Origin of the sequence: Candidatus Jidaibacter acanthamoeba, from assembly GCF_000815465.1 — a bacterium.
Taxonomy (GTDB): Bacteria; Pseudomonadota; Alphaproteobacteria; order Rickettsiales; family Midichloriaceae; genus Jidaibacter; species Jidaibacter acanthamoebae.
The window spans coordinates 62,932-79,102 of sequence record NZ_JSWE01000096.1; the positions used below are offsets into that span (position 1 = coordinate 62,932).

The 16,171-nt window shown below is 33.6% G+C and carries 16 protein-coding genes and 1 tRNA gene; 13 read left to right on the plus strand and 4 right to left on the minus strand.

Features of this window, described 5'->3' with window-relative positions:
* Nucleotides 1-1,038: 1,038 nt before the first annotated feature.
* A tRNA-Ser gene (locus tag NF27_RS04520) sits at nt 1,039-1,128 on the minus strand.
* An 86-nt stretch (nt 1,129-1,214) separates the two neighbouring features.
* Nucleotides 1,215-2,501, minus strand: coding sequence for a UDP-N-acetylglucosamine 1-carboxyvinyltransferase (murA, locus tag NF27_RS04525; RefSeq protein WP_039456308.1), 1,287 nt, complete (start codon nt 2,499-2,501; stop codon nt 1,215-1,217).
* A gap of 125 nt (nt 2,502-2,626) precedes the next feature.
* Here murA and dnaJ point away from each other — a divergent pair, with 125 nt between their 5' ends.
* From dnaJ to frr, 8 genes are all read left to right on the plus strand, one after another.
* On the plus strand, nt 2,627-3,781 hold the full coding sequence (gene dnaJ / locus NF27_RS04530; protein ID WP_039456311.1) for a molecular chaperone DnaJ: 1,155 nt from the start codon (nt 2,627-2,629) through the stop codon (nt 3,779-3,781).
* A gap of 298 nt (nt 3,782-4,079) precedes the next feature.
* Nucleotides 4,080-4,499 (plus strand): rhodanese-like domain-containing protein, encoded by a 420-nt coding sequence (locus NF27_RS04535; protein WP_039456314.1) that lies wholly within the window; start codon nt 4,080-4,082, stop codon nt 4,497-4,499.
* A gap of 1 nt (nt 4,500) precedes the next feature.
* A complete protein-coding gene (dnaA, locus tag NF27_RS04540) occupies nt 4,501-5,901 on the plus strand; it encodes a chromosomal replication initiator protein DnaA (protein WP_053332578.1) in 1,401 nt (466 codons plus the stop codon).
* A 147-nt stretch (nt 5,902-6,048) separates the two neighbouring features.
* The gene (locus NF27_RS04545) at nt 6,049-8,913 is read left to right on the plus strand and encodes a tetratricopeptide repeat protein (RefSeq protein WP_039456317.1); all 2,865 of its coding nucleotides are present in this window, start codon (nt 6,049-6,051) and stop codon (nt 8,911-8,913) included.
* A 182-nt stretch (nt 8,914-9,095) separates the two neighbouring features.
* The gene (rpsB, locus tag NF27_RS04550) at nt 9,096-9,890 is read left to right on the plus strand and encodes a 30S ribosomal protein S2 (protein ID WP_039456320.1); all 795 of its coding nucleotides are present in this window, start codon (nt 9,096-9,098) and stop codon (nt 9,888-9,890) included.
* Nucleotides 9,891-9,902: 12 nt separating this feature from the next.
* A complete protein-coding gene (tsf, locus tag NF27_RS04555; protein ID WP_039456323.1) occupies nt 9,903-10,793 on the plus strand; it encodes a translation elongation factor Ts in 891 nt (296 codons plus the stop codon).
* Nucleotides 10,794-10,858: 65 nt separating this feature from the next.
* Nucleotides 10,859-11,569, plus strand: a complete 711-nt coding sequence (gene pyrH, locus NF27_RS04560) for a UMP kinase (RefSeq protein ID WP_039456325.1) — start codon at nt 10,859-10,861, stop codon at nt 11,567-11,569.
* A gap of 11 nt (nt 11,570-11,580) precedes the next feature.
* The gene (frr, locus tag NF27_RS04565) at nt 11,581-12,144 is read left to right on the plus strand and encodes a ribosome recycling factor (RefSeq protein WP_039456328.1); all 564 of its coding nucleotides are present in this window, start codon (nt 11,581-11,583) and stop codon (nt 12,142-12,144) included.
* A 581-nt stretch (nt 12,145-12,725) separates the two neighbouring features.
* Here the strand turns inward: frr and NF27_RS04570 are convergent.
* Nucleotides 12,726-13,052 (minus strand): hypothetical protein, encoded by a 327-nt coding sequence (locus tag NF27_RS04570; protein ID WP_039456331.1) that lies wholly within the window; start codon nt 13,050-13,052, stop codon nt 12,726-12,728.
* Between the two features lie 9 nt (nt 13,053-13,061).
* Nucleotides 13,062-13,496, minus strand: a complete 435-nt coding sequence (gene rnhA / locus NF27_RS04575; RefSeq protein ID WP_039456333.1) for a ribonuclease HI — start codon at nt 13,494-13,496, stop codon at nt 13,062-13,064.
* 79 nt (nt 13,497-13,575) lie between these two features.
* On the opposite strand from rnhA, the gene NF27_RS04580 reads away from it, so the two are divergent.
* The 5 genes from NF27_RS04580 to NF27_RS04595 are packed head-to-tail and all read left to right on the plus strand — an operon-like array spanning nt 13,576 to nt 16,110.
* Nucleotides 13,576-13,824 carry a CDGSH iron-sulfur domain-containing protein gene (locus NF27_RS04580; protein ID WP_053332579.1) on the plus strand — a complete coding sequence of 83 codons (249 nt, stop codon included), beginning with the start codon at nt 13,576-13,578 and terminating at the stop codon, nt 13,822-13,824.
* 50 nt (nt 13,825-13,874) lie between these two features.
* On the plus strand, nt 13,875-15,215 hold the full coding sequence (locus tag NF27_RS04585; protein ID WP_053332580.1) for a S41 family peptidase: 1,341 nt from the start codon (nt 13,875-13,877) through the stop codon (nt 15,213-15,215).
* Complete coding sequence (locus NF27_RS04590; protein ID WP_039456336.1) at nt 15,212-15,703, plus strand: TlpA family protein disulfide reductase; 492 nt, start codon at nt 15,212-15,214, stop codon at nt 15,701-15,703. The genes NF27_RS04585 and NF27_RS04590 overlap by 4 nt, the downstream gene beginning before the upstream one ends.
* Nucleotides 15,704-15,759: 56 nt before the next feature.
* The gene (locus tag NF27_RS13145) at nt 15,760-15,885 is read left to right on the plus strand and encodes a hypothetical protein (RefSeq protein WP_275574609.1); all 126 of its coding nucleotides are present in this window, start codon (nt 15,760-15,762) and stop codon (nt 15,883-15,885) included.
* A gap of 36 nt (nt 15,886-15,921) precedes the next feature.
* A complete protein-coding gene (locus NF27_RS04595) occupies nt 15,922-16,110 on the plus strand; it encodes a hypothetical protein (protein ID WP_039456338.1) in 189 nt (62 codons plus the stop codon).
* Nucleotides 16,111-16,171 lie beyond the last annotated feature (61 nt).

Below are 16,171 nucleotides of genomic sequence, written 5' to 3' on the forward strand. Positions count from 1 at the left end.
GATGCGTGCAATATCTACGTATTTTATCTGGTAAAGATTTATATAATATAAATGGAAATGCGGCAAGGTGATAATGATAAAACTCTGCTAGTTCAACTTTTACTTCTTTTATTATATTTACATTCCAATATTCTTGCCAGCGTATAACAAAATTATCATTAAGTATATTATTATGAGAAATATTTAAGTTATATTCCTTAACGTACTCAGCAAGATTTATGCTGCTATTTTCTTTCTCATATAGTGCATGAAGCCTGATTGTAACTTTGTCATATAAAGTAAAAACTTGATTATCCTTAATTATTAAGTCTTTTGGTGGAATGTTGGATAATTTAAATATAAAAGGGGTTTTATCTAAATTATAAAGAGATAATGTTTGCTGAAACTTTTGACTTTTACAACGGGGATAAGCTGTGATGGATAAAACTATATTATAAAAATTAAGCCTGTCTTTCGCCTTTATATATATAGCAAAAACTATTTTGACTTCCAGGAAAGTTATAGGGTAGATAAAGACTATAATCTATATATTAACTTAATGAATGCCATTTCTTGCAAGAATTATAATAATTCCAGTAATATGCATTTGATACAATATATGCTCTTTTAAACAAAAATTCGGTAATTTTTTTCCAAGCAAATTTAATTGGGTGTATAAATATTCCTATCGGTGCATCTGCCATTCTTATTTATATGTTAATCATTAATAATCAAAGTGAGTAAGAATATAATTCTATATCATATTAAAACCAAGCAAATCTTTGTAAAATTAATCTAGAGAGCACTTTCTATGTTAATTAAAAGATGATAATACAAGTATTTAATACTTTAAGTTTTATAGATTATAAAATTTTTAATTTTAGAATGGATTAAGATTTATTTAAAGCTATATTTTTATTTAAATAAAACTTAGTTTCTGCTAAAATTCTGGTTTTTGGGTCTAATCCACCATATCGATCTGATTAATTCATAAAATAAATCTCTACTCAAGGGACGCTTTGCTAAACCATTGACTAAAAATTTATAATACGAAGAAAATGGCGGATGGAGTGGGATTCGAACCCACGGTACGCGCGAACGTACGTCGGTTTTCAAGACCGGTGCCTTAAACCGCTCGGCCATCCATCCGGGATTTGTTTTATCAAACTCCAGCCATATTAGCAAGCATAAAAATTATAATTTTAGGTAAAAATATATTATTTTGTTACCTTAGATTATCCGGTAGCCCGTTTAATTTTAGCGCCGCAAGCACTAAGCTTATCATCAAGATGTTCATAACCTCTATCAAGGTGATAAATTCTACTGATAACGGATCCTCCGTTTGCTGAAAGCGCCGCAAGCACTAAAGCCATTGAAGCTCTGAGGTCGGTTGCCATCACTTCCGCTGATTTCAGCTCCTCAACTCCTTCAACAATCGCAAGGTTACCTTCAACTAAAATCTTTGCTCCCATCCTATTGAGCTCAGGAACATGCATAAACCTGTTTTCAAAAATATTTTCTCTTACATGGGAAGTGCCTTCGGCAATTGCAAGTAGAGTCATCATCTGCGCTTGTAAATCTGTAGAAAAATTCGGGTATGGTTCAGTTTTAATATCGGTTTTATGGAATTTGCCTTCGCCTGAAATAATTACATTATGTTCACCTTCTTCAATTCCTATCCCGATTTCTTTAAAATGTACTAATTGTGAGCGAAGCATCTCCGGTTCTATACCTTTTAAGTTGATTTTTCCTCTTGTTATAGCAGCAGCAACTGCATAACTTCCGGCTTCAATCCGATCTCCGATTACTTCATGTTCCGTGCTTGAAAGATTATCCACTCCTTCTACTGTGATAATATCCGTACCTTCTCCGGAAATAATTGCTCCCATGGATTTTAAAAACTTGGCTAAATCAACAATTTCTGGTTCTCTTGCCGCATTATGCATAATAGTTTTTCCTTCAGCTAAAACCGCAGCCATCATGATGTTTTCGGTAGCACCGACAGAGACTTTATCAAAAAATATTTCAGCGCCTTTTAATTTTCCGCTTACTTTAGCTATTATATAGCCTTCTGATAATTCAACCTCAGCTCCCATTTCTTGAATAGCCTTAATATGCATATCAACCGGCCTAGTCCCGATTGCACAACCTCCAGGTAATGAAACTTTGGCTTCTCCAAACCTGGCAAGCAATGGACCTAAAACTAAAATTGATGCTCTCATTTTGCTGACAAGTTCATATGGTGCAACTAAATTAGTAATATTTTTAGCATCCAGTATTATACTTCTATTCTTACTTCCCAGCTCAATATTTGACGTTCCTTCATTTGTTACTTTAACCCCGTGCTGAGCGAGTAATGCAGTCATGCTTTCAATATCTTTCAAATCAGGGATGTTAGAAATTTTAACCTCTCTATCACACAAAATAGAAGCTGCCAGAATAGGAAGTGCAGCATTTTTAGAACCGCTTATATTAATTTCTCCGTAAAGCGGAATGCCGCCTTCAACTAAAATGATATCCATAAATGACTCAAACAATTAATTTTGCACTAAGCTAGCAAAATTATTAAAAATTATCAATCAGAGTACTTGATTAATTTGCACTTGCTAACTATTTCTTTATACAAATTAATTTTTCTTAGAATATAATGAGTAAGCAAGATTACTATCAAACTTTAGGCGTATCTAAGTCCGCAAGCAAAGAAGAACTTAAAAAAGCGTACAGAAAACTTGCGATGCAATATCACCCCGATCGCAATCAAGGTGATAAGGAGGCTGAAAAAAAATTCAAAGAAATTAATGAAGCTTATGAAATTCTAAAAGATGATGATAAAAAAGCTGCTTATGACAGATTTGGTCATTCGGCATTCCAAAACGGGGGTGGCGGAGGAGCCGGAAGCAGAGGAAATGGAGGAGGGTTTGACTATTCCGGAGACTTTTCCGATCTTAATGATTTATTCGGTGGAATATTTAATGAATTCATGGGCGGAGGCGCACGGACTGCTAGCAGAGATATCGGGCGAGGCTCCGATTTAAGATACAACTTGAGCATTTCATTAGAAGAAGCTTATTCGGGCGCTAAACAAAACATTAAATATAAAACTGCGGTTAAGTGCGAGACTTGCAGCGGCAAAGGAAGTAAGAGCGGCAATGTTGCAAACTGCTCGACTTGTAACGGAAGCGGAAGAATTAGGGCACAACAGGGCTTCTTTACGGTTGAAAGAACATGCCATACATGTTCGGGTACTGGTAAGATTATTAAAGATCCTTGCACAAGCTGTCGAGGAGAAGGAAGGGTTATTAAAGAAAAAACTATTTTAGTTAATATACCGGCAGGTGTTGAAGACGGCATGCGAATAAGAGTAGCCAACGAAGGAGAAGCCGGATTAAGGAATGCACCTTCGGGTGATCTATATATATTTGTTTCCGTAAAAAATCATAAATTCTTTGAAAGGGAAGGGTACCAATTATTTTGTTCCATACCTATAAAAATGACTACTGCAGCTCTCGGGGGCGTTTTAGAAGTACCTACTCTTGACGGCAAGTCTGCTAAGATAACTATACCGCAAGGCACTCAGAGCGGCACGCAATTCAGGTTAAAAGGCAAAGGCATGCCTATCATGAAAACTCCGGGGCATGGAGACTTGATTGTGAAAGTTATAGTAGAGATTCCGGTGAAACTTTCTAAAAAACAAAAAGAGCTATTAGAAGAATTTGAAAAAGAAAACAGTTCTGGTTGTAATCCTCAAACAGAAAGTTTTTTTGCAAAAGTTAAAGGGCTATGGGATGATTTGAAAAGCTAGTACCTTTAATATAAATTCCATAAAATTTTTAAAAATTTAAACCGAATATTACTGCTTAACCTACAGTAATATAACAGATAATATTGCTTTTTTTTAGGTGAAATGTATTTATTTATTAGTATCTTAGAGGTAAAAATATTTTTAATCGTCTGGACTCATAAAGTTGTCTGATATTAACCAAAGTCAACTATTTTATTTGCATAAAACAAAATTATATTTCTTTACCAAATCACTTTGGTAGGGCACATATATAAAACAAATTTAATCAATTTATGTTTTTTAGTTGCGGTGGAACGTTATGGGCAAATATAGCGGGGATATAGCTTTATCTAAAGCTTGGGATATTTTGACAAATAGCCCTAATTCCTTCTTAATTGATGTAAGAACAATAGAAGAGTGTATCTTCGTAGGAGCTCCATGGCTTAAGGAGATAGGTAAAGAAACTGTTCATATGCCATGGCGCTTATTTCCGAATATGGAGATTAACCCGCATTTTATTACGGGTATTACTAAAATAGTTCCGGATATTAATTCGGAATTGCTTTTTATTTGCCGTAGCGGAGCACGATCCGGAGAAGCTGCTCAAAACTTAGCGGAACACGGATATAAATATTGTTATAATATTACTGAAGGATTTGAGGGGAACTTAAATAATAAATACCAACGCGGAAACTTAAGCGGCTGGAAAGCGGCTAATCTTCCTTGGAGGCAAAATTAGTATGAAGCATACTAATCTACAAGAAAGGCTCCCTGCCTCAATAGCAGCCGACCACGAGGAATTGTGGGTATCAGTACTTGAGAATTTAAAAGATGAATATGGGCTAGCTACTTTTAATTCATGGTTTACTCATTTATCATTCCATGAAATAAAAGACAGTACATTAAAAATTACCGCTCCCAGTAAGTTTATCAGGGAATGCGTAATCAATAACTATTTCAGAAAAATTAAGCAGCTCGTTTCCGATCTTGACCCCAATATTAAAATTATTGACCTTAGGGTTAAACAAAACAGACCTTCCTTAGTAACGAAAGAGAAAAAGCCATCGCTTAATGATAATTCAGTTATAAGAGTTGAGGAATATGAGTCCTCCACCCTTGCATCAAATTTGGACAGAAAACTTATTTTTGATAATTTTGTGGTCGGTAACTCGAATAAATTAGCTTTCATGGCTTCAAAGGCAGTTGCGGAAGGCAGGAGTAATAACCCGACCAATGTACTATATATCCATGGTGCGGTCGGTATGGGAAAAACTCATTTACTTCAAGCTATCGCTGAATATATAGGTAACAATCAGCCGAATAGGAATGTGGCTTATCTAAGTGCAGAAAAATTTATGCATCAATATATTTTATCTCTTAAGAATAATTCCAGTTTGGGTTTTAGGGAGCATTTAAGAAGTTTAGACATACTGCTTATTGACGATATACAGTTCATTTGCGGCAAAAGCAGCACGCAACAGGAATTTGCCAATACTTTTAACGCTCTTGTCGAGAGCGGAAGAATGGTGGTAATTTCATGCGACAGATCCCCATATCAGTTGGAGCTTGATGGTAGAACAAAATCTCGCTTGGCGGGAGGGTTATCGGTTGAAATTAAACCTGCGGACTTTGCTCTTCGCTATGAGATTTTAAAAACTAAAGCTAATATGCTTAATTTGAATTTAAGTAAAGATATATTGGAATTTATAGCACAAAGCGTTACTTCAAGTATTAGAGAACTGGAAGGGGCTTTAAACAATTTATCCCTTTACGCTAATAACTTTGGTATAGAGCTTAACCTTCACAATATAAAAGAAATATTAAAGGATTGTATTCTTGCTCATGAAGTAAGTGTTACTGTAGATAAAATTATTGAAGTAGTAGCTAATTTTTACGGGGTTACTGCTAAAGAAATATTTTCGAAAAGCAGAGAATCAAAATATGTGCTGCCGCGGCAGGTTTCAGCTTTCATATCAAAGCAGCTTACCGATAAGAGCTTAAAAGATATTGGGCAAGCTTTAGGCAAGCGTGATCACGCGACCGTTATATACTCAATTAAAAAATTAGAAGAGAGAATGGCTAACGATAAGTCGGTTAACGAAGATATTACTAAAATTATCGATATGATCGGTGCACGATAAAATATTCTATTAGCAAAATTTCCAAAAGATTAAAATTAATCATATTTTGCTAATAAAGCTAAATTCTTTTGTTATTTTATTATTCGTAAATATTTTTTTAATATAGTTGTGATATAATTTTTTCGAATTATATTAATATAGAATTATATGAAAAGAAAAGAGCCGGATAAAAAAGGTAAAAAGGTTAGTACCAATGCTAATAACTCTCAACCTAATAAGAGACTAAATGTAGAAGAAAATAAAGATAGTGGTATAATAGCGGGCGCTTCACTTCTTATGACTCAAGAAAAGCTGTTAAGAAAAAAAGTAAATGAATCACCGTACTTTCTTGAATTAACAAAAACATATATTAATAACGAAGTGAATCTCATGCAGCTGTATCCACTATCTAAAGATTTGGTGAATACTATAAATACTGCCAAAAACATGCCGGAACCAGTACAAGGTATAAAACAATTTTTTATTCAAGAACTTAGCGCATTTTTAAATAATTTACGTAACGGACTCGAACTACAATTATCTTCTAGCAAGTTTGGTATAATAAAAATTTCAAAGCTATTACACGAAACTAATTTATCAGGCTTACCTGATATAATTCAAACTTTTAAAATTATTCTTTCTTATAGCACATTGCATGTTAATGAGATTATATCAGTATTCAGCTTATTTGAAAAAGTTAGTCCGGATGAAAAGTTTGATAGTTTTTATTCAATACAAGAAGCAATTGATCATACTATAAATGCATATATTGAGAAGAAAGATCATTACAGTTTATTAGCTTTAAGTAAATGCTATTTAGAACTGTTTAAAAACTTTCCGCAAAGAGAAGTTATTGAGACAATAAACAAGGTAATTATAGCTGTATCTAGTGAGACTAATGACCAAAATATTTTTAGTGAATTATTTAAGTTAAATGAACCATTAAAAATCTGGAATAATTTAGAATATAATGAGAATAAAGAATTAATTTTCAAGTTATTGGCTGATAAGGTAAAAATCTACGCAAACAATTATGATTTTATTAATGCTTATGAATTAGATAAAGCATATAATAATTTTAATTTCTTGTTTAATGATGAAATAACAATTAGTGAGCATGTATGTTTTGTTAATGAATGTTTAGTAAAAGCTATCGAAGAATGGGTAAAAAATGAAGATCTGACAAGTTTGAGTTTAAATCAACAAGTAATAAGTAATAAGAAATGGTTATCTGCTGATACTATTCTTACCTTGTGTCGATTTTATATGAAATCAAACTTTTTATATGAAGCAGGTGTATATATAAATAAAGCAATAAGCGAAGCTGAAGATAATATTTTTATTGAAGGTTTTGAAACTACTGATAAAGAAAATTTTTTGCTTATAGAAAAATTTTTAGAGGAAGTAGTTTATAGTGAAGATGTTGAAAGGGTAATGGGTTTATATAACGAGATAGAATCTAAAGAACTAAAGAGGAAATTTTTAGAGCTTATTAAGGATGCTTGCCATAAAAAGATAACTAATTGTATTGAAGGAAATGATTACAAAGAAGCAAACAGACTTCTTACAATAGTATCCGATAAATTGGAGTTAAATGAAGCAGTATTGCTGCTATTAATGCAATTAAACATTAATGGAAATCAATATATCGAAGCTAATAAATATTTAACGTTAATATTGGAAAGGGATTCTTATAATGAAAACATTTTGGAATCAGTTCGAGTTATTTTAGATGATACGCTTAGAAGCTACCAATTAGAGCGTGATTATGAAAATTTCAATGAGATGATTGAGCTTATCAGGAAAGCTTGGAGTGATAAAAAACTAAATTATAACCCAATTATTATTTTAATTGAAACTTGTGAAAAGCTTATAAACCCCTCTGATGAAACTCTGTATTCTATAGAAAAGTTAATTCATGAGATAACGCCTAATAATATAGGTAATATAAAAAGATTACATTATATTTGTTATGATCTTAAAAAATATGAAGAAGCTTTAGGGTACGCCCATAAAGTTGTAGCCCAAGAACCGGAAAATCAATTGTTTCAACTGAAACTAATAGAGATATATTCTAATACTAAACAATATAATTATATTATTGATAATCAGGTGGGTTTATTAGAAAAGTTTAAAGATTACGATAAATTCAAGAGAGCGAGATTAATAAACTTTATTTGTATTTCATATAATAAATTATACTTTGATTCAAATGTTACACAAATTACTCCGGAGCTAAAAGCTGAATATCTAAAAAAAATGATAGAATATATTAATCAAGCTATAGGATTATATCCTTATTTAGATTACTTATGGTCAAATGGTGCAAATTATTTTAAAAAATTTAATGAATTAAGTATATCAGGCTATGAAGCGGAAAAAGAAAAGTACAGAAGTTTAATATCTCCATTTAATACAGTTGCTGAAGAATACGAAAAGATTTTTAAAGCTGGGAATAATAAGGATACTTTGCAATGTCAAAAAGAACTTGGAGAAATATTTAGTGAATTACCATTTATAAAAAACCACTTTGCCAGACAAAAAGTAGCTGATTACTTTTATTACATTTTTCCAAATAGTTCTCAGGTATTTCAAGAGTATCTCCAATCTTTTTTAAAAGACAATAAAAATGCGGAATCATTAAAACAAGCAAGGGGGATATGTTTAAAAGAGCTAATGAAACCGTACACTGAAGGCGATAAATATGATGCCAACACGCACGTGCATATTTACAATATCGCTAAAACAGAGTTTTTTATGCTGACAATGCGAGAAATAACAATAGGAGAACCAAGAGCTCTTAGGGTGCTTGCAACTATTAAAGTGCTTGAAAATTGTAATAGCGCTGCCCTTTCTAATACTGATAATGAAATTATAAAAACAAATTTAATTGATTTAGCTAAAGAGGAAAGGAAATTTAATACTTCTCCATTTATTACTAAAAAAATTATATATCCTTTAAAAACAAATTGTGGAGATACGGTTAAAGATCGGCAGAGTGAATCAAACACTAGAAAAGTATCCAGGGGATAAAAAAAGATCCCTTTTTAAGCAATTAGGCAAAAAGCTTCACTGATAGATTAGAATTTTATTGAATACTAATTTTAAATATATTATCTTGTGCAGTAATTCACATGTAGGCTTAATATTTTGGTGTCTTAAAGATTTCGCCTACAGAGGTTTAACCAAAATTATTTATATAGGACAAAACTTATATGCAAAATTTCACTATAAGCCAGCTACTTGATGCCGGTGTACACTTCGGACATAAAAAAAACCTTTGGAACCCTAAGATGGCGCAATACATCTATGGTATCAGAAACGGGGTTCATATTGTAGATCTTCAACAAACTGCTACAATACTCGCTCATGCATTAAATGTTTTAAGAGAAGTTGCTTCTAAAAACGGAAGAATTCTTTTCGTCGGTACAAAAACTCAAGCGACCGATATTTTGGCTGAATACGCACAAAAGTGCGGCCAATATTATGTTAACCATCGTTGGTTAGGCGGAATGCTTACTAACTGGCCGACAGTTTCAGCTTCATTAAAAACTATGAGAGAATACGAAGAGTTATTAGAAAATGAAAATTTAACTCTTACTAAGAAAGAAAGACTGGATATTTCCAGAAAGCATAATAATCTGGAAAAAGTTTTAGGCGGGATTAAGAATATGGGCGGTATGCCTGATCTTTTATTTGTTATTGATACAAATAAAGAATCTCTTGCAATAAAAGAAGCGAACAAGCTTGGTATACCGATTGTGGCTATTTGTGATACAAATACTTCTCCCGACGGCATCGATTATGTGGTTCCGGGAAATGATGATGCAAGAAAAGCTATTCTTTTATATTGCCAACTTGCCAGTGATGCTATCCTTCAAGGAATGCAGGCAAGTATGTCTAAATCCGGTGTGGATATCGGTGCTTCCGCCGAAATCAACGAGAGTACTTTCTCTTTAAATAAGGAAAGTGATCAGGATGAAAGTTCAGAATCTGAAGTAACCGAATAGTAGGTAAATAATATGACAAATATTAATGCATCCAGCGTAAAAGATTTAAGAGAAAAAACCGGTGCCGGCATGATGGACTGTAAGAAGGCTCTTACCGAATGTAATGGAGATTTTGAAGCTGCCATAGATTGGCTTAGAAAAAAAGGTTTATCGGCTGCAGGTAAAAAAGCGGATAGAATTGCAGCGGAGGGTTTAATAGCTATTTATACCGAAAATACTCGCGGAACAGTTCTTGAGCTTAACTCTGAGACCGATTTTGTTGCCAGAAACGAAAAGTTTCAAAGCTTAGCAAAAAGTTTAGTACACAATGCTTTAAACTTTAAAGGAAGTGTTGAGGAATTGAAATCTTCTAAACTTGAAGGCGGCAAAACCGTAAATGAAGAAGTTATTGAGCATGTGGCGGTAATCGGTGAGAATTTAAGCTTAAGACGCTTTGAGACTTTATCGGTAAACAGCGGCGCGGTTGTAAGTTACATCCATAATGCAGTTGCAGAAGGGCTTGGAAAAATCGGGGTTTTAGTTGCATTAGAGTCTGAAGCTAAATATGAAGATTTACTTCCCGTCGGTAAACAAATTGCTATGCATATTGCAGCAGCTAAGCCTGAAGCATTAAATGTTGAGCAGTTGGATCCCGCTAAGGTAGAAAAAGAAAAAAGCATACTTAGTGAACAAGCTTTAGCTTCCGGGAAGCCTAAAGAAGTTGTTGAGAAAATGCTTGAAGGCAGAATTAGAAAATACTACGAAGAGGTAGTATTGCTTGAGCAGGTATTTATCATGGATAACAAGATGAAGATATCTCAGGTAATTGAAAATGCCGGAAGGCAAATCGGAAAACCGATTAAACTTACAGCATTTGTAAGATATGCTCTTGGTGAGGGTATCGAGAAAACGGCGGAAAATTAATTTAAGTAAAAAAGGGGCTTTAAGCCTCTTTTTTTATAACTAATTTTATTTGGATATAAGTTATAATGGTAAAGAAGTATAATAGAATATTACTAAAGCTTTCCGGGGAAGCATTAATGGGGGCGCAGAAATTCGGCCAGGATCCGGAAACAATTAGCAGAATTTGTTCTGATATAAAAGAAGTTAGAGAAGCAGGATATGAAATATGCGTAGTAGTGGGCGGCGGCAATATTTGTCGCGGTGCTGAAATATCAAAAATGGGAATTGAAAGGGCGAGTGCGGATTATATGGGAATGCTCGGCACGGTAATTAATGCTCTTGCTATTCAAAGCATACTTGAAAGCATGGGGGTTTATACGAGAGTGCAATCCGCTATCCCGATGACCACCATTTGCGAGCCACTAATCAGACGTAGAGCAATCAGGCATATGGAAAAGGGTAGGGTAGTAATTTTTGCCTCAGGAACCGGTAACCCGTATTTCACAACTGATAGCGGAGCAGCTTTAAGAGCGGCAGAAATGCATTGCGATGCTATTATTAAAGGAACGCAAATCGATGGAGTTTACTCTGCTGATCCTAAGCTTGATAAGAGTGCAACCAGGTATGATAGGATAAGCTACAAGGATGTAATAAATAATGATTTGGCAGTTATGGATATAGCAGCTATTACCCTTGCAAGAGAAAATAAAATTCCTATACTGGTATTCAACCTGCATGAAAAAGGTGCATTACTTGAAGTTTTAAAAGGAAAAGGAACATTTACAATTATTGAATAGGAGAAAATGAAATGAACACGCCGGCTGAAATAATTTCTGATGTAAAAAAAAGAATGGATGGAGGCTTAAACTCCCTAAAACATTCGTTAAACAGCTTAAGAACAGGAAGAGCGAGTATTTCATTATTAGACCCGATCAAGGCGGAAGTTTACGGTAGCTTAATGCCGCTTAACCAACTCGGTACGGTTTCAGCTCCCGAGCCCCGCTTAATTGTTGTGCAGGTTTGGGATAAAGAATCAGCTAAAGCTGTTGAAAAAGCGATTGCAAATGCAGGCCTTGGCCTTAACCCTATTGCTGAAGGAAATGTGATCAGAGTTCCGATTCCTGATTTAAGCGAAGAAAGAAGAAAGGAATTTGTGAAAAAAGCTAATGAGTATTGCGAGCAGGCAAAAATTGCGCTTAGAAATGTTAGACGTGACGGCATAGAAGTGATAAAGAAATTAGAAAAAGATAAGCAAATCTCCGAAGATGATATGAAGCATTATTCTGACGAAATCCAAAAAATAACCGATGATCATGTTAAAAAAGCTGATGAAGCTACTCAAGCTAAAGCTAAAGAAATAATGAGCGTGTAGGGAGAATTTATTTTTAAATATATCTTTATAACGCATATTTCAGTTTAATAATTTTTTATGGCTGGTATATCATCCAAGTAGTATTATGTATGCTTATATCAAAAAATAGTTGTTAAGTTAGTTGATATAGAATTAAATGGGTTTAGATGGTGAGTTACTTAAATTAAACTAAAAGCTAACTCACCTTAATAATGTCCTATTTATAAATAGCTAAATGCTCGGAATTATAGTTACTTTCATGTAAAATCGCATATGTGAATTCAAGAATTCATAATCGCATCTCTTCGTGCTCCGAAGGAGCATTCATGCTCCCCAGGCACGTGCTTACTCTTCTTCCCTATAACTATAATGTTACAAAATTGATTTTGATTATTCCTATTTACATGTCGGGTATTGTGATTAAAAACTAAATAGAGCTTATGTTTTAAATAAGCAAAAACATGCTAATCGGCATATCTCTCTTTATAAATAAAATGAAAAAAATAATAGTATATTGTCTTCGTTACCTAGTAAGGAGGGGTGCTTAGCCTTCCTTGCATGCATTTATTCTAATCTTGATTTATAAAAAAGTTGCCGTGCTTTCATAAAGCTTTATTATCATTAATACTCTTAATGCTTTTACCATATCCAATATTAGCCTGTTTATGTTGATTTAAGTTTTTTAAGGAGGCTAAAACATCCTTATATGCTTCAATTGAGGTTTTATTCAATTGATGTAAGTGATTAGTTAGCTCGCTAATCTCATTACCGAGTTCAGAAAAACAATTATGCTTGGAAATCTCTTGAAACACATTAACCAATTTTTGGTTTATGGGCTGAAAATCTTGCACTTCACCTAAATTTACATTTTGATGAAAATCTTGGATTTCCTCTTTTAGGGAAGTAATCTGCTGACGGATATGTTGCATGGTACCGCTTTATTTTTTATAATTTGTTTCAATTGCTTGGCGTGCTAGTTTATCGGCAATTTCATTATATTTATCACCGCTGTGTCCCCTCACCCAATTCCATTCTATTATAAATTTTTGTGATATGTCATCAAGCTTTTGCCATAAATCAACATTTTTAATTTTTCCGCCGTTCCATTTATTTCTTTTCCAAGTAGAAATCCAATCGGTAATTCCGCGCATTACATAAGTACTATCAGTATAAATTTTAATCTTTACAGGTCGGCTGACTTGCTTTAATGCCTCTATTGCAGCAGTAAGTTCCATTCTGTTATTAGTGCTGGTGTTCTCATAACCGGAAATTTCTTTTATACTATCACCCCAAATCAATACTGCACCCCAACCACCCGGACCCGGATTACCGCTGCACGCCCCGTCACAATAAATCACTAGAAAATTTTGCATGAATAAGTTAACTTAATCGATAAAAAATTATTATTATAATAAAGAATAATTAAAATCAAGCAAGATAGAGGTTAACATTATGGATGAAACTTTACCTAAGGTTGCAATACCTCGCTCAATTAAAGTCGAGGTAAAAGAAGGAGAAAGATGTTATTATTGCACCTGTGGTTTAAGTAAAAGCCAACCGTTTTGTGACGATTCTCACCAAGGAACCGGCTTTTCACCATTGGAGTATACGGCAGATAGCAACGGGATAGTAAGCTTCTGCGGGTGCAAGCATACTAAAAAACCCCCATTTTGTGATGGGGCACATAAAACATTAGCTTGAAAACTCTTTTTTTATTAATAAAATAAACTTTTTTGGCTAAACATATATTTATGAAAAACTCTAAAACTATTAAGCAATTCGGGAGAGTCGTAATATTTATAATAATTTTATTCATATTAGTCCCTGTTTCCTTTTCAAAAAACCAATCTGCTTTTAATATATTTTCTTCAGGCAAAGAAGACAAAAGCAATTTAAAATTTTTTAAAGAAGTATTAGATAGAGTTAAAAAAGAATATATTACTGAAGTTGATGATAAGCAATTAATTGAAAATGCGCTTGATGGTATGCTTTCTTCGCTGGATCCGCACTCGGGGTTTTTTGATCAGAAAGCTTATAAAGAGTTCAAGACCATAACTTCCGGAGAATTCGTCGGCTTAGGTATTGAAGTAATGATGGAAAATGGATTTATAAAAGTGATATCCCCTTATGATGGTAGCCCCGCCGAAAAGGCTGGTTTAAAAACCAATGATTATATTACTGCAATTGAAGGTGAGGTAGTTCGCGGTATGAAACTTAGTGAGGCGGTTGAAAAGTTAAAAGGTGCGCCTAATACTAAAGTGAATATTACGGTTTTTCGAGAATCTACCGGGCAAAATCTGCAAATGAGTATTACCAGAAAGTTAGTTCCTCTTATTCCGCTTAAAGCAAGAATTATTTCGGAAGATGTATTATATGTTAAAATTTTAAATTTTAATGAAAAAGTATCAGCTGACTTAAAATCGGAAGTCAAGAAATTAATTGGCATGAACGGAGAGATAAAAGGCGCGGTATTAGATTTAAGATCAAACCCGGGTGGCCTGCTTGATCAGGCCTGTGAAGTAAGTGATTTATTCTTAAATGAAGGGGAGATAGTCACGATAAAAGGTAGAGACCCGAGTAAGATCAAAGTATATAAAGCTCTTCCGGGAGATATTATTAATAACTTGCCAATGGTAGTTTTGATTAATGCCGGCACTGCTTCGGCTCCTGAGATTGTCGCTGGCGCATTACAAGATAATAAAAGAGCTATCATAGTTGGTGAAAAGTCGTTCGGTAAAGGTTCCGTACAAAGCACGATACCATTTTCAAACGGTACGGCAATCAAGCTAACCACTGCTAAATATTATACTCCTTCAGGTAGGTCAATTCAAGCCGAAGGAATAAAGCCTGATATTTATATTGAAGAGGCGGTGGTTAAACCGGTGGATAAAACTAATATACTATACAAATCCGAGCAATCGCTAAAAGGGCATTTACAAAATGAGCATAAAATTAATGCTGCGGAGAAAAAAGATGTTCGAAACAATACTAAAATAGAGCTGAAAATTGAAGAGGATTTTCAATTGCTTAGGGCAGTAGACCTGATTAAAGGGATGACAATATATAACCAACTAAAAAGAGTTAATCAATGAAAAACTTAAAAATAATTTTTGCTATACTACTTTTTAATCTTTTATTCTCTTTAAAAGCTTATGCTTTTGAATTAAAAGAAATTACGCCTTCACAATTTCCGGGTGTAGTAGAAAGTAAAAAGATAAGATTAATATATATATTTACTTCATGGTGTTCAGTTTGTAAGCGTGTGTTTCCTGAAGTTGTCGAGTTATATAAAGATTTTAACCCTAAGGATGTTGATATCATGTTGATTTCTTTAGATGATAATGATGAAGTGGTTAACGAAGCATTTAAGCTTTATAAAGATCAAAACTTTGTCATTTATCGAATCAGTCAGGATAGCCCGCAGGAAGTAATGCAAGGATTGTTAAAAGCAGGAATCCTCTATAAAGGCAGTGTTCCGCATTCAACAATTATTGATGAAAAAGATAATATAGTTGTTAACGGAAGCTATAAAATTCACTCACTTAAAAAAGCCGTTGAGTATTTAGTTAAGAATAAATAATCATAGCCTAATTTCATTTGTTTAAAAATTGGTATGCATTTTACTATATAATATTGATGATAAAAACCGAATATCATTTTGAAAGCAAAACATACGAAATTAATGATAACGGTAATATACCTACAGGCGCAGGAGGATCCGATAGCTTAAGCCCGGTAAGTATTCAGCAGTTAGTAAATTAAGCAACCGCTGTAGGTAATATCGGTATATTGAGTAGTGTGAGTGATGATAGATTTAAAGCGGTATTTATCGGCAATAAAAAAACAATAATTTTAGAAAAGAACAAACTAACTAAAGAAGATATTAAAGCAGATATAATATGTGGCTTCGGAAGAAAACCACTATATGGGTTGCCATTTGGTGATAATGATAATTTGCTTTCAGACAATGGTATATTGCTAAATTAGTCTCAATGTATTCTATTAAACCGTTCAGCTCTGCAACATGGCATATTAAGGCAAAATTTGA

Coding starts and splice junctions, on each gene's coding strand:
- murA (WP_039456308.1), bottom strand. CDS start 2,501: ATGGATATCATTTTAGTTGAAGGCGGCATTCCGCTTTACGGAGAAATT.
- dnaJ (WP_039456311.1), top strand. CDS start 2,627: ATGAGTAAGCAAGATTACTATCAAACTTTAGGCGTATCTAAGTCCGCA.
- NF27_RS04535 (WP_039456314.1), top strand. CDS start 4,080: ATGGGCAAATATAGCGGGGATATAGCTTTATCTAAAGCTTGGGATATT.
- dnaA (WP_053332578.1), top strand. CDS start 4,501: ATGAAGCATACTAATCTACAAGAAAGGCTCCCTGCCTCAATAGCAGCC.
- NF27_RS04545 (WP_039456317.1), top strand. CDS start 6,049: ATGAAAAGAAAAGAGCCGGATAAAAAAGGTAAAAAGGTTAGTACCAAT.
- rpsB (WP_039456320.1), top strand. CDS start 9,096: ATGCAAAATTTCACTATAAGCCAGCTACTTGATGCCGGTGTACACTTC.
- tsf (WP_039456323.1), top strand. CDS start 9,903: ATGACAAATATTAATGCATCCAGCGTAAAAGATTTAAGAGAAAAAACC.
- pyrH (WP_039456325.1), top strand. CDS start 10,859: ATGGTAAAGAAGTATAATAGAATATTACTAAAGCTTTCCGGGGAAGCA.
- frr (WP_039456328.1), top strand. CDS start 11,581: ATGAACACGCCGGCTGAAATAATTTCTGATGTAAAAAAAAGAATGGAT.
- NF27_RS04570 (WP_039456331.1), bottom strand. CDS start 13,052: ATGCAACATATCCGTCAGCAGATTACTTCCCTAAAAGAGGAAATCCAA.
- rnhA (WP_039456333.1), bottom strand. CDS start 13,496: ATGCAAAATTTTCTAGTGATTTATTGTGACGGGGCGTGCAGCGGTAAT.
- NF27_RS04580 (WP_053332579.1), top strand. CDS start 13,576: ATGGATGAAACTTTACCTAAGGTTGCAATACCTCGCTCAATTAAAGTC.
- NF27_RS04585 (WP_053332580.1), top strand. CDS start 13,875: ATGAAAAACTCTAAAACTATTAAGCAATTCGGGAGAGTCGTAATATTT.
- NF27_RS04590 (WP_039456336.1), top strand. CDS start 15,212: ATGAAAAACTTAAAAATAATTTTTGCTATACTACTTTTTAATCTTTTA.
- NF27_RS13145 (WP_275574609.1), top strand. CDS start 15,760: ATGATAAAAACCGAATATCATTTTGAAAGCAAAACATACGAAATTAAT.